The following is a 13,561-nucleotide window of genomic DNA, read 5'->3' on the forward strand; positions in this document are numbered from 1 at the left end:
TAGGATGGCCACGCCTTGTACTTGGTGACCGCTGCTTTTTACTTGTTTTGTACGAAGCTCATTTCTTGGCAGGTCATGCTAGCCACAAATTCGGTTATCTCGTAGCTGGCTACCCCATGAATGTAGAAGGGATCTTCCTTTACGATGTCGTCGAGCTGCGTACGGCTGGCCGCATTGGCAAGTATTACACCTCCCGTGCGAGGAACTTTTCGTCCTGATGCCAGAAAGTTACCCAGCGAGTAGTGCTTTTTTAGGAATGCAACGTGCGCATCGAGGTGGCTATCTACCGTTTCGAGCGGTGCTGTGTAGGTTAAGGATACAATGTACATGTTTTTTTACCTTATATTTTGCTCTAAAGATACCTATCTTTTTGTAATGTAGCGTGGCTGTAGAATTTTGCGGGGTGATGGCTGCAGGGGGTGTGCTCATAGGCTGGTATAACTGCGTTAACCCTGCGCTATTCGGTAAAACCCTTGTCTTTCATACCCTCTATATTAGTAAAGAGGGCCATTCCTGTCTTCATTTTTCTGAATTGAGCCTTTTCGTAGAACCGTTCTTTCCCGGGCGAAGCGTATAGAATAAAGCTGCAGTCGGGGCATTGCTGAACGATGCTCTCTAAAATTAGCTTCCCAATACCCTTTCCCTGATACGATGGCAGGACGGCCACGTCGTAGATCGCGGCTTGGTATGCTCCGTCGGAGATGGCCCTTCCAAAGCCCACCATTAGGCTGCCATCAAAAACAAATACAACGGCTTGGCTGTTGCTAAACGCCTTTTCGTGGATGTGGCTTTGGTGATAGCCCATTCCCACTAGCTTTAACGTTTCCACCACTTGGTTCCAGTCGATGTTTTGAATGCTGTGCTGTAGGTGCAGGTTCATGTGTAAGGTGTTGGGTTGTAAACTCCGAGTAAAGTTAGCTTCTAAAAATAAATAAAAAGGGGTTTCCTGTAGGAGTTTTTGCTGGTAGTATGCAAAAAACGGGCATATAATGGCATGTAGGGGGCTTTTACCTTTGGGGTTAGCTTGCTATATGGAGCTAACGTCCCAGTAAATTTCTTCGTTGTCTCTTCTCTTCGATGGTATTTCGCGTAAAATTTCTTCGTTATCTCTTCTCTTCGATGGTATATCGCGTAAAATTTCTTCGTTGTCTCTTCTCTTCGATAGTATATCGCATAAAATTTCTTCGTTGTCTCTTCTCTTCGATGGTATATTGCGTAAAATTTCTTCGATATAGGCTGAATTTACAGGGATTAGGGTTCGTTTTTATGGTCGATGAAGGTCGTTTAAGGAGATGCCCAAATTTTTTGAAAAAAAGTGGCCTCAAAAAATTACCTTTTTAAAACAACCAATGTTTAATAGTATAGACAATAATATTGTTTAATATTTAAAGATCTAATACTATGAACAAACCTTTGTTCAATCCTCGTTTTTTGGACGATGATTTTGAAAATGTACTGAAGGAGCTAACTGCATTGGAAGCTCTGACGAAAGGAAAGTTAGATTCATTCACTCCTGCAGAGCGTAGGCGCTACGGGAAAACTGGGAATAGTACCATGGAGTGGGCTTCCCGTATTCTAGAGTATATGGATCAAAATAACGATTTTGTTCCATACCTTCTCGATAAGGAGGAGTACAGGCGTAAAATTGAGCTGCACAAGGGTATGCGTCCAATAATTAATCGTCTTAGAGCGTTATTGGAAAACTGGGAAGATACCGAGATGATGATTAAGTTTGATATTGATTCAAGTGCACGGAGCTACTATCAAAATATAAAGATGTTAGCTTCTAAGAATGCGCCTCATGCACAAACCATATTCGACGATCTTTCTACTCGTTATGCCAACCTTGGCCGTAAGGAGATTACCGAAGAACCAAAGGAATCTACAAAGAATTAGCTGTTCGATCTACTTAACGGGAGCTTGATTTAAGCAGATAAGGGGAGGGTAGTGGCCTATCATCCCTGCGTAGGCCGGGATCTGGTGGGCATGGTATCGCTAACTTTCATCCTGTTTTCTTAGATTCAAATCGCGTTACCTATAAAAATGCACCTTACCGCAATGGTCAAGGTGCATTTTTATTTTTCTTTTATGGTAGATGGTGCTATTTTCTGCCCTCTAGCAGCTTGCTATAGCGCTCTCCTTTTTTGCTTCTTTTCTTTTTGTGCCCTTAAAGCAGTCGCCCAGTACGCATACGCTGGCAGGTAGCACTTCGGCAGTTACGGGCGCGTAGCCAACTACCTCGCCGTCTACCTCCATGGGCAGCTCCCTGTTATGGGCATTTATGGTTGCTTTTTTGGCCGATATATACTTTACTTTTGGATGGCTAATGGGCTTTGCCTTACGGAGAAAGCCTACGAGCTTTATGAAGTCGAACGACGAAACATCCTCGATAACTACCAGATTTAGCAGTCCATCGTCGAGCTTTGCGAGGGGCGCAATACCTAATCCGCTACCAAAGTAGCGGCCATTGGCAAGGCAAACGCATTTTACCTTTCCCGTGTACGACTCTTGGTCGGCCTCTAAGAAGATGGAGTGGGGCTTGAGAAAGAAAAGCGCCTTGACTGCAGCAATGGAGAATGCCAAGCTGGCGCCAACGTACTTCGATATTTTTCCTACGGTAATCAGGGTGTCTGGTCCTATGCCCACATCGGCTATGTTGTTAAAGTAGCGGCTTGCTGCTTGTCCCTTGCCATCGCAGTAGCTTACCTTCACCACATCGATGGGCTTGCACTGCGAACCGATAACCTGCTTGTACAGGTTAGATACCGACGACGAGGCGCCTACTGTGCGCGCAAAGTCGTTGCCTGTGCCCCAGGGTAAAATTCCAACAATAACGCCTTGACGCTTTTCGATGGGCATTTGCATTACCCCGTTTATCACCTCGTTTACAGTACCATCGCCGCCTACCGCAACTACGTAGCTGTAGCCAAGGTCTATGGCCGTGCGCGTTAGCTGCTCTGCACTTCGGTAGCCAGTGGTAAACAGGAATCCGACATCATACTTCTCGCTAAAAGTTTCCTTAATATTCTCCTTCAGCCTCTCCAACCCTTTCTTTTGCGAGTTTACTATAAAGCAGATCTTATCCATAGGTTAAATTAATGTGGCAAAAGTAGTAGTTTCTTCGAAAATCGGTGAACGATAAATAATTTAATCCTAATTTTACTAGGCGAACCCAGCAGCGTGTTTCGCTAAATTTATCCAACTTCTACCTTGTCTTCATGGATAGCAGGCATCAACAGGTTAAGAGCTACACTTTTGCAGATCTGAAGCGGAATAGTGCAGAATTTGCACTAAAGCGCATTGAGGATATCTACAAGGCCTCGGAAGGCATGGTGGATAGCCCTCATCGGCACGAGTACTACTCGGTAATTTTTATCGAGAAGGCAAAGGGAAAGCACCTGGTTGATTTTGCCGAGTACGAGCTCGAAGATGCAACGCTCTACTTTATTCAGCCCGGGCAGATGCATCAGCTCTCGTTTACCGAGGAGCCTAGCGGTTGGATGGTCGTATTCACCCCCGAGTTTCTGCTGCACAACTCCATTCCCTGCCAGCTTATCGACGACATATACCTATTTAACAACTACGGACAGTCGCCCCCGTTGCGTATCAACGAAAGGGATGTGGCGGTTTACCGTGGGCTAATAGAGCAGATGTGGCAGTACAGCACTTCGCTAACCAAGTACACTAACGATGCGGTTGGTGCCCTCGTAAAGGTGCTTTTAATACAGAGCAACAACCACTGCTCGCTGAAAAAGGAGGGGAATCCGCAGTTGCAGGAGGTGGGTAACCAGCTGCTTAGAGGGTTTAAGCAGCTCGTAGAAGCGCATTATGCCACCAAGCACATGGTTGCCGACTACGCCGACATGCTGGCCATTACGGCCGACTATTTGAATAAAACGGTGAAGTCGCTTACCGGCAAGTCGGCCAAAGAGCATATTCAAAGCCGCTTGATAACCGAAGCAAAGCGTCGGCTGCTCTTTAGCGAGGTAAGCAATAAGGAGCTATCCTACGAGCTTGGCTTCGATGAGGCAGCCCATTTCAACAACTTTTTCAAGAAAAACGCAGGGGTAACCCCCTCCGAATTTAGAATTTCGGCGCGTCAGTCCTGATTTTTGCAATCATATCCCTGATTTCTTTACCGCGTAGCCTTTTGCCTCGCCGTATCTTTGCATCGTAAACATCAGATAGCATGATGTTCGCGATGATAGATTAGGCGATTTCTTTGTTGGCGCAGCATTGTTATAGGCAAATGCAGCATCGGCAAAAGAAAGCGGTAAACCCAAAAAGGAGGGCAACATGAAAACGGTACTACACAAGTCGGAAACAAGGGGGCATGTCAACCACGGCTGGCTGGACACCTATCACACCTTCAGCTTTGCCAGCTACTACAACCCCGAGCGTATTCATTTTGGGGCGCTACGTGTCCTAAACGACGACTGGATAAAGAGCGGCAACGGCTTTGGTATGCATCCGCACGATAACATGGAAATTATCACCATTCCACTCTCTGGCGTGCTGGAGCATAAGGATAGCATGAAGAACAGGGCGGTGATTAAAAGCGGCGAAATTCAGGTTATGAGCGCTGGTACCGGTGTTTTTCATAGCGAGTTCAGCCAAAAGGACGAGGGCGATGTGAGCCTGCTACAGATATGGGTTATTCCTAACAGGCGTAACGTAACGCCACGCTACGATCAGCTCGAAATCTCCTTGCTTGCCAAAGAAAATGAGCTCTACCAGATTCTGTCTCCTAACGAGGATGATGAAGGCGTTTGGATTCACCAAAATGCTTGGTTTCATATGGGAGACCTGAGCGAGGGTTGGCAAGGAACCTACACCCTAAAAGGTGAAAAGAATGGAGTTTACGTTTTCGTCATTGAGGGGGCAATTGAGGTTAACGGAGAGTCGTTGGAAACTAGAGATGGCCTAGGCGTGTGGGAAACAGAGTCTATCGAAATTAAATCATCATCAGCATCAAAAGTTCTTTTGATGGAGGTGCCAATGCAAGTATAATAGTAACAACTTAATACAATGATTAAAAAGTTTTTATCGACAGATCAGCAGTCGTATGCGCTGCTAGCAGTACGCGTTGCTTTAGGGGTAGTTCTTTTACCTCATGGGATGCAAAAGGCGTTAGGTATGTTTGGCTGTTATGGCTTTAGCGGAACGGTAGGCTTCTTTGGGCAAATGGGCATACCCGCTATTGTGGCAACGCTGGTAATTATGGCAGAGTTTTTAGGGAGTGCCGCTCTTATCTTAGGCTTTGGAACCCGTTTTATGGCAGCATCCATCTTCGTTACGATGCTTGGGGCGATGGTTATGGGAGGCCATCTTCAGAACGGTTTCTTTATGAATTGGTTTGGCAACCAGGCTGGCGAAGGAGTTGAGTTCTTTATCCTTGTTTTTGGCTTAGCGATTGCTTCGTTGGTAGGGGGTAGCGGACGATTCTCCATCGATAACCTGATATCGAAAAGGTTGAAGTAAAAAAGAAGAGCGCTTAGTTAAGCGCTCTTCTTTTTATATTATGCGTCAATCTTCGCGTACTTAGCGTGCTTCTCGATAAACTCGCGGCGAGGAGGAACTTCGTCTCCCATAAGCATGGAGAATATTCTGTCGGCCTCTGCTGCGCTGTCTATGTTCACCTGACGAAGAACACGATTCTCTGGGTTCATGGTAGTTTCCCACAGCTGCTCTGCGTTCATTTCTCCAAGACCTTTATAGCGTTGAACGTGAACCGAGGTTTCTCTTCCTCCACTTAGCTCCTGGATGTTACGATCGCGTTCGTCGTCGTTCCAGCAGTACACCATTTTATTCCCCTTCTTTACCGAGTATAGCGGAGGAGTGGCGATGTAAAGGTATCCCTCTTTAATTAAATCGTACATGTAGCGGAAGAAGAAGGTCATGATTAACGTGGCGATATGGCTACCGTCCACGTCAGCATCGGTCATGATAACTATCTTGTGGTAGCGAAGCTTTTCCATGTTCAGCGCTTTGCTATCTTCCTCTGTTCCGATGGTTACACCTAGTGCGGTGAATATATTCTTGATTTCTTCGTTTTCGAAGATCTTATGCAGCATGGCTTTCTCCACGTTCAGGATTTTACCACGTAGCGGCATAATTGCTTGGAACTTACGGTCGCGGCCTTGCTTTGCAGTACCACCCGCCGAGTCCCCTTCGACAAAGAATATCTCGCAAGATTCAGGGTCGCGCTCCGAGCAGTCTGCCAGCTTACCGGGTAAGCCAGAACCAGAAAGAACGGTCTTGCGTTGTACCAATTCGCGCGCTTTGCGGGCAGCCTGACGGGCAGTTGCAGCCAGAATTACCTTTTGAACAATTTGGCGTGCGTCTTTGGGGTTTTCCTCTAGGTATGCTTCGAGTGCGGCGCTGGTTGCTTGGTCTACGGCCAACGATACTTCGGAGTTGCCTAGCTTGGTTTTTGTCTGCCCCTCAAATTGAGGTTCAGCAACCTTAACAGAAACAACAGCGGTTAACCCTTCGCGGAAGTCATCACCGCTAATTTCAAATTTAAGCTTTTGAAGCGCGCCCGATTCGTCGGCGTACTTTTTTAGGGTACGGGTTAGCCCTCTTCTGAAGCCGGTAAGGTGGGTACCACCTTCTATGGTGTTAATGTTGTTAACGTAGGAGTGTACGTTTTCCGAAAAGCTGGTGTTGTACTGGAATGCGATTTCTACAGGAACGCCATTCTTTTCGCCTTCAATGTAAATTGGCTTTTCTGTAAGCTTTTCGCGGTTTACGTCAAGGTAGTCTACAAACTCTCTCAAGCCAAGCTCAGAGTGGAAGGTGTCAGTCTTGAAGGCTTCTACGCTGCTTCCATCCTCTAGCGTTTGCTCTTCCTTCTCGCGCTTGTCGGTGATGCTTAGCTCTATCCCCTTGTTAAGGAATGCCAGCTCGCGCATACGAGTCGAAAGGATATCGTAGCTATACTCTAGCGTATTGAAGATTTCGGCATCGGGCTTGAAGTGAACAGTTGTACCAGTTCTGTCGGTATCACCAATTATTTTTACTTCGGTAAGCGGCTTTCCTTGGCTGTACTCCTGCTCGTATATTTTTCCATTACGATGGATAGTTGCTACCAGCTTAATCGAAAGGGCGTTCACACACGATACCCCCACACCGTGGAGACCTCCAGAAACCTTGTAGGAATCTTTGTTGAACTTACCTCCAGCGTGGAGTACGGTTAAAACTACTTCCAGCGCCGATTTTTGTTCCTTTTCGTGGAAATCAGTAGGGATACCACGACCGTTGTCGGTTACAGTAATCGAGTTGTCCTCGTTGATATATACTTGGATGCTATTACAGTATCCTGCAAGAGCCTCGTCAATAGAGTTATCTACAACCTCATAAACCAAGTGGTGCAAACCTCTTACACCCACATCGCCGATGTACATCGACGGACGCTTGCGAACCGCCTCCAGACCCTCCAGTACCTGAATACTATCGGCCGAATAATCGCTTGGCGTTAGTCCGTTTTTTTCTGCGTCAACATTGCTCATTACTTGCGAAATTTATGTTTGTTCTACTATTTCTCTCATAAAAATTCCTGCCATAGTTAATCCTAGTTAACATTGGCAGGATTACATGCAAATATAACATTTTTATCCTTATGGTGAACCTTATTTCGTCTGTTTAAGGATAAACTTCGCTGCTAGTTATGAATTACTTAACGTTTGGTTGTTTCATTTTTTTTGGATGGAAGGAAACAAAAATCCCAGGCACGCTTTGAATTGTGCCTGGGATATGTAGATGGTTGTTTATGAGTCTTTAGAACGAGTAGCTAACGCCAACCATTCCGTTAACGCCGTAAGCTGGATAGAGGTAGTAGGTGTCGTAGCTGCTGTTAAAAATATTGTTGATGTTGATAAACGCATTTAAACGCCTCGTAAAGGAGTATTCGCAGCCAATATTGGCATCGACAAATGATTTTAGCTTAATAGGTGTCGTAATTGTTGGGCCAATGTTTTTAGCGTAGCGATTGCCGATGGCGAAAATCGATGCAGAAAACTTCAGCTTTTGGCTATGTCGGTACGATGCGTTTAAAGCCATCTCGAAGTTTGGCATTCCCCAAGCTTTTTCCTCGTTATCTAGCGAGTAGTTAAAGACTTCGGCACGGGCTCCAATTTCGAGGTAGTTCTTTACCGCTACGGCAACTTCTCCTCCAAAGGTTGTCTTTTGGATATCGTCGTAAATTACGTTGAAGTTGTTGTAAAGATTTCTTTTGGCGGTTTTGTTGTAGTGGTTGATGAAGAAATATTGGTGGTCAATTAGCTCGTAGCCTCCCCAAACATTGTAGGATACTGATGCGCTAACGTTCCCTTTTATTCCTCCTGTAAGCACCATTTTGTGTGCAGTATTTTCGACATACAGGCTTGGTAACACAAATGGGTTCTCGGTGGTAATCTTTTTGTAGGAATTAACCTCCAAATAGCCTCCGATTTTTATGTAAGGAACAAAGAAGTTGCCTGCTGCGTCGATGGTGAGGTGCCCAACAGGAAAGAAGTAACTTTTCCCGTTAACTCCCCACGAATCGTTGGTGAAGTTCACCCCGATGGAGGCCGTGTAAATATCGCCGTACTTTTTTAGCATGGGAGCGATGGATACAACCGTATTCGAAACGGTATCGAAGGAGCCAGACTTTCCGATGTGGAGGATGTTTAGCCCAACACCCATGTAGTCTTTTGGGAAAAACTTGTAGACTTCTCCGCCTACATTGAAATGATTTTCCACAAAGTCTGCCTTGTCATTGTAGTAGTCGTACGCCACAAAGCCTTTGTAGTTAATGTGAGTCGAGTCGAGGTAAAATGATTTTATGCCTAAATCAACTCGCACGTTGTTGAAGTATTGGGTTAGCGAGTCCTTATTAAAGCTGTAATCTTTGTTCTTGGGATCGCTGTAGTTAACTCCGTAGAATAAGTTTTTATTGCGGGTATAGCTAACACCCCCATTAAGTATGGCCTTGTCGAAGATTTTCTTTCCGAAGATGGCAACTTGGTTTTTGGAGTTGTTGGTGTTAACATCGGGACCATTTTCCAATCCAACTTTTCCGGTTGATGCTCGGTGGTTGAAGTACATTCCGTAGCTGTATGCCTCGTTTCGTGGGCTGTTGTAGTAGATGTCGAATAGCGTCGACATGTAGTTGCCAATGCCACCACGAATGTAAAAGTTGTATAGGTCGGGCTTGGGCTCGGCCACGAGCTTAGCCGCAGGAATTTGTTTAACAGGGAATGAGCTCTCGAGCGGCTTTGAGAATATCGAATACTTAAAAGTTGGAGCCAACTTTAGCGTATCGGTAATCTTGGGCATAATATTGAGCTTCGAAGCATCGTTGATGGTGGGCTCGTAAGCACGAGATACCTCAACCTGCTTGTTCAAATCTTTATTCTCCTTTTGCGCCATGGCGGTTAGCGGCATCAGCGCAAGTAAAGTGTATATAATTTTTTTCATCGTTCGATCTACTTTTGGATAACCTCTACTGGCGCTTGCGGTACATTTTGCTTAGCCTTTTCTTGGGCATCGATTGCTTCGAGCATCTTCTTGGCTTCGTCTAGAATGCCATCATCCTTGATGCCGTATCCGTCGATAACGCTTTGGATGGTTGCCTTTGCTTGGAATGCGTCATCTTTGTCGATGTACGTCTTGCCAAGAAGAAGGAAGCTCTTTCCTGTCCAGTATTGGTATGGGGTATTCATATTGGCGAAGTCGAAGACCTCTTTTTCTACCTCGTCAAATTTCTTTTGCTCGTAGGCTATCTGCGCTTTCATGTACTTGGCTTCGGCACCTTCTTTTGTGCGAACGTTGGTGGCTATTTGAGCAAATTCTGCGGCAGCTCCGTCTAAGTTCTTGAGCTCGTAAAGCGCTTTTGCTTTAGTGTAGTGTGCTTCGCGGGCAAGTTCGACCGATACCTTGTCTGTAGAAATAAGCGCGGTGGCAGCATCAATGGCGTGCTGGAGCTGCTTTAGCTCGTTTGCCGATCGCATCATTCCGGTACGGGCTGCTAGAAGCGTTGTATTTTGCTCTGCATTTACCTCCAACTTTTCGAATGCGGTGTAAGCCTCTTTGTAGTTCTTTAATCCGAAGCTGATGTCGGCGTACTTGCGTAGCGACTTTTCGGAGAACTTATTTTTGGGCATTTCGCTAATGATTTTGTATGAGGCTGCAGCATCAGCCATATTGCCCGAACGTTCTTGGCAATCGGCTAAATAGTTGTACGAGTTTAGCACAAAATCTCCATTAGGGAAGGTGGTAATATATTTCTTGAAGCCGGGGATTGCCTTGGCACAGTCGTTGGCTAGGTATGCACGTTCTGAGGCGGTGTACATCAGCGAATCTTTTTCCGCCATGCCAATCGTTACATCCTTTCCAATCTTTTGCGCATAGGTAAAGTAGGAATCTACGTCGTTTTGGTCGATGTAGATTTCTTTGATTCCTAGTAGCGCATTCTTAGCCTCTACCGTTCCAGGAAATCCTTCTACAACCTGCTTGTAGTAATCGAGCGCTTTTTTCTCGTTGTTTTTGTTAATGTTGATAAGCCCTAACTCTACAAGTGTTCTTACGTAGTAAACCGATCCTTTTTGGGTGTCGATCAGCTTTTGGAAAGTTTCCTCAGCCTTGTCGAACTGCTCTATTTTGGTGTAGGTCGTTCCTATTTCGAAGAGGGCATCATCAACGTAGGTAGAGCGAGGGTGCTTTTCTATCAGGGTGTTCATCGACTCAATTTTCCTTTCTGGTCTGTCTACCAAGCCGAGCGTAAAGCTGCGCTGGAATAGCGCATAGTCAGGATCTGAAGCGTTGAGCGCATACGACTTGTCGTAAGCCTCTACTGCAGGCCAGTACTTGCGTTGGTAAAAAAGGATATCTCCAATACGGTTGTAGGCATCGGCAAGGGCTGGCTTTGACGGTACTTCGGAGAAGTTGGTGTACTTACGGAACCAGCTCATGCTGGCATCGTACTCTTTGGTTTTGAAGTAGCTGTAGCCAAGCCCATAGTGTGCCAGCTTGTACTCTGGCTGCTCGAAGGAGCCAGCTGTAAGTAGGTAGCTGTTGTATGTTTTTTGAGCTTCGTCGTATTCGCCAAGGCGGTAAAAGCATTCACCTTTCCAGTATAAAGCTAGCGCAGCTAAGGAACGGTTATAGCTCGAGTTGTCTAGCGAGAGGTTGAAAGAGGTTACTGCTTCTTTGAAGTTTAGGTTTTGGAAAAGTTCCAATCCTCTGTAGTAGGCTAAACGTTGTATGGCCGACTTTGTCTTGATATCCTGCTTTTTTATCTTTTGAAGCGACTCTAGCGCAGCCTTATAGTTTTTGGTATTGGTGTAGGCAATCATCAGGTACTCGTACGCTTCGTCAACACGAGGATTATCGGGGTATTTGGCTATATAGTTGTTAAATGCAGTGATGGCCTCATTAAAGGGGTTGAAGTTCAGCTCGAAGGTTAGCTTTGCAAAGTTGAAAAGCGCATCCTCCTGTATGTCCTTATCGAAGGTCATTTTGGCAGCCATACTAAATGCCTGTAGCGCTTTTTGCTTATTATTAAGCTGCATTTGGCTATAGGCTAGGTGGTAGTAGGCGTTTTGGCTCAACGAGTCGTTACCAGAAACGATACGCTCGAAAGATTCTACAGCTTTAGCATGGTTGTTCGCTTTAAAGTTGATAAATCCGATAAGGTAGCTATCTTCTCTGGTTAAGTTTTTGGTTTCATCTGCGTACCTATTGATGTAGGGTAACGCCGATGGGTACATCTTAAGGCGGTAGTACGACTCTCCAATGATACGAGAGATCTCGGCAGAGCGGGCTGGGGTCGAAGTCTCTAGAAGTTTAGGCCCGATCTCCACCACCTTTTCGTAGTTGCGCTGTATGTAATGTATCTGAACGATATAGTATGGCGCAATGGGGCCAAATGACTCATCGTTTATCAATGTTTCAAAACCTTTTAGAGCGGTGGTGTAGTTTTTTTCCTCGTAAGCAATTTGCGAGTAGTAGTACATCGCTGGCGAAGAGTACTGGTTTTCTACATCCTTAATGGCGGCAAAATTCTGAGCGGCTAAACTTTTGTCGTTTGTATAGTAGTAGGAAAGTCCGCTTTTAAAGTAGTACTCGCAGCGGTCGTTGAAACCAAGGGCGTTCTTTTCTACCCGACCGAACCAGTAAATTGCGTCTTTGTAGCTCTTTTGGGTGTAGTACAGCTTCCCAAGTTCAAAGCAGGCGCTGTTTACCTTCTGATTTTCGGGGTAGTGCATTACGAAGTTGCGTACTTCGCGTTCAGCATCCTTGTTTTCGAGGTGGATGCCGCACATTGCCTTGTAGTATTCGGCGGTTCCTTTAAGCATTGTGTTTTTTTTGCCTATCAGGCTAAGATAATCCTCGAACACATGCTGGGAAGACGCATATTTACCCTTTTCATACAGCTCGACACCTTGGCGGTACAAGCGTTCCTCATTCTTGTTGATTTGGGTAACCTGTCCCACGCTCTGAAATGCTACCAGCATCAGAACAAGCAGTGGGAACCATCTTTTAGTTAGGGTTTTTGCCATTGACTTGAAAATAGATTCAGCCTAAAAATAGGAAGTTTTAACCTAACTTCGAGCATCTAGCATATTTTTATGTTTCATATCTCCTAAATCCATTTATTTATTTTTTATTTTGTAAATGAATGTGAACTAAAACATTTGCTATTTTTGGAGGATGAATAGAAAAGGAGTGCTGAACGGTTGTTTTTACCTCTGTAATCCTTAACTGTACTATATTTCAAACGGTTAATTCGATGTGCTTTAAATTTGATTTTGGCATCCGATTTATGAAAAATTGATAAACATGGCTCTTAACACAATCATTGAAATAAAGGATGCTACCATTTATCAGGGTAGCCACAAGGTACTTGGTAACGTAAATTTTGAGGTGGAAAAGGGGCAGCTGGTGTACCTTGTAGGTAAGGTGGGCAGCGGAAAATCGAGTTTGATAAAAACGCTTACGGCCGAATTAAAGCTCAAAGAGGGTGAGGCTACTGTATGCGACTTCGATTTGCGCCGAATAAAAAGTAAGGATGTTCCGAAGCTTCGTCGAAAAATGGGGATTGTTTTTCAGGATTTTCAGCTGCTAAACGATCGTACTGTTCGTCAAAACTTGGAGTTTGTGCTTAAGTCTACGGGTTGGAAGCAAAAGTACGACATCGAAAAGCGCATTAATGATGTGCTCGAAAAGGTGGGGATGCAGTATAAGGACTACAAGTATCCATTTCAGCTTTCGGGCGGCGAGCAGCAGCGTATTGTAATTGCTCGCGCGCTATTAAATGAGCCGGAGGTGCTTTTGGCCGATGAGCCTACTGGAAACCTTGATCCGAAAACTTCGGAAGAGATAATGAAACTGCTACTGGAGATTAGCATTACGGGGTGCACCGTAATTGTGGCAACCCACAACTATACGCTTCTGCGGAAGTTTCCATCTCGCATTATTCGTTGTGAGGAGGATGCCATCAAGGATATTAACTGCGAAAATGAGCTTGCTGCATTGGAGCAGTAGTTCTTTCATTATAAAATTTAAATGGTTCTCTGTG

Annotated in this window: 11 protein-coding genes; 5 read left to right on the plus strand and 6 right to left on the minus strand. The window is 45.2% G+C overall.

Annotated elements, in window-relative coordinates; translation table 11 throughout:
- Positions 1-38: 38 nt before the first annotated feature.
- Both L990_RS05310 and L990_RS05315 read right to left on the minus strand, forming a co-directional pair.
- Positions 39-329 (minus strand): YciI family protein, encoded by a 291-nt coding sequence (locus L990_RS05310; RefSeq protein WP_047446256.1) that lies wholly within the window; start codon positions 327-329, stop codon positions 39-41.
- Positions 330-457: 128 nt separating this feature from the next.
- The gene (locus tag L990_RS05315; protein ID WP_047446257.1) at positions 458-880 is read right to left on the minus strand and encodes a GNAT family N-acetyltransferase; all 423 of its coding nucleotides are present in this window, start codon (positions 878-880) and stop codon (positions 458-460) included.
- Positions 881-1,401: 521 nt separating this feature from the next.
- Here L990_RS05315 and L990_RS05320 point away from each other — a divergent pair.
- Positions 1,402-1,896: a hypothetical protein gene (locus L990_RS05320; RefSeq protein ID WP_047446258.1), complete on the plus strand. Its 495-nt coding sequence runs from the start codon at positions 1,402-1,404 to the stop codon at positions 1,894-1,896.
- A gap of 219 nt (positions 1,897-2,115) precedes the next feature.
- Here the strand turns inward: L990_RS05320 and L990_RS05325 are convergent, their stop codons facing one another.
- Complete coding sequence (locus L990_RS05325) at positions 2,116-3,087, minus strand: diacylglycerol/lipid kinase family protein (protein WP_047446259.1); 972 nt, start codon at positions 3,085-3,087, stop codon at positions 2,116-2,118.
- Between the two features lie 131 nt (positions 3,088-3,218).
- Here L990_RS05325 and L990_RS05330 point away from each other — a divergent pair, with 131 nt between their 5' ends.
- The 3 genes from L990_RS05330 to L990_RS05345 all read left to right on the plus strand — a co-directional run bounded on the left by L990_RS05330 (position 3,219) and on the right by L990_RS05345 (position 5,481).
- A complete protein-coding gene (locus L990_RS05330; RefSeq protein WP_052180759.1) occupies positions 3,219-4,109 on the plus strand; it encodes an AraC family transcriptional regulator in 891 nt (296 codons plus the stop codon).
- A gap of 187 nt (positions 4,110-4,296) precedes the next feature.
- Positions 4,297-5,010 (plus strand): pirin family protein, encoded by a 714-nt coding sequence (locus L990_RS05340; protein WP_047446262.1) that lies wholly within the window; start codon positions 4,297-4,299, stop codon positions 5,008-5,010.
- A gap of 18 nt (positions 5,011-5,028) precedes the next feature.
- Positions 5,029-5,481 (plus strand): DoxX family protein, encoded by a 453-nt coding sequence (locus tag L990_RS05345; RefSeq protein WP_047446263.1) that lies wholly within the window; start codon positions 5,029-5,031, stop codon positions 5,479-5,481.
- Between the two features lie 38 nt (positions 5,482-5,519).
- Here the strand turns inward: L990_RS05345 and gyrB are convergent, their stop codons facing one another.
- The 3 genes from gyrB to L990_RS05360 form a co-directional block, all read right to left on the minus strand.
- Positions 5,520-7,511 carry a DNA topoisomerase (ATP-hydrolyzing) subunit B gene (gene gyrB / locus L990_RS05350; protein WP_047446264.1) on the minus strand — a complete coding sequence of 664 codons (1,992 nt, stop codon included), beginning with the start codon at positions 7,509-7,511 and terminating at the stop codon, positions 5,520-5,522.
- A 268-nt stretch (positions 7,512-7,779) separates the two neighbouring features.
- Complete coding sequence (locus L990_RS05355) at positions 7,780-9,459, minus strand: hypothetical protein (protein ID WP_156121350.1); 1,680 nt, start codon at positions 9,457-9,459, stop codon at positions 7,780-7,782.
- Positions 9,460-9,467: 8 nt separating this feature from the next.
- Positions 9,468-12,542 (minus strand): tetratricopeptide repeat protein, encoded by a 3,075-nt coding sequence (locus tag L990_RS05360; RefSeq protein WP_047446266.1) that lies wholly within the window; start codon positions 12,540-12,542, stop codon positions 9,468-9,470.
- Between the two features lie 280 nt (positions 12,543-12,822).
- Here L990_RS05360 and L990_RS05365 point away from each other — a divergent pair, with 280 nt between their 5' ends.
- The gene (locus L990_RS05365; protein ID WP_047446268.1) at positions 12,823-13,527 is read left to right on the plus strand and encodes a cell division ATP-binding protein FtsE; all 705 of its coding nucleotides are present in this window, start codon (positions 12,823-12,825) and stop codon (positions 13,525-13,527) included.
- Positions 13,528-13,561: the final 34 nt, after the last annotated feature.

Origin of the sequence: Alistipes sp. ZOR0009 (assembly GCF_000798815.1) — a bacterium.
GTDB lineage: Bacteria > Bacteroidota > Bacteroidia > Bacteroidales > ZOR0009 > Acetobacteroides.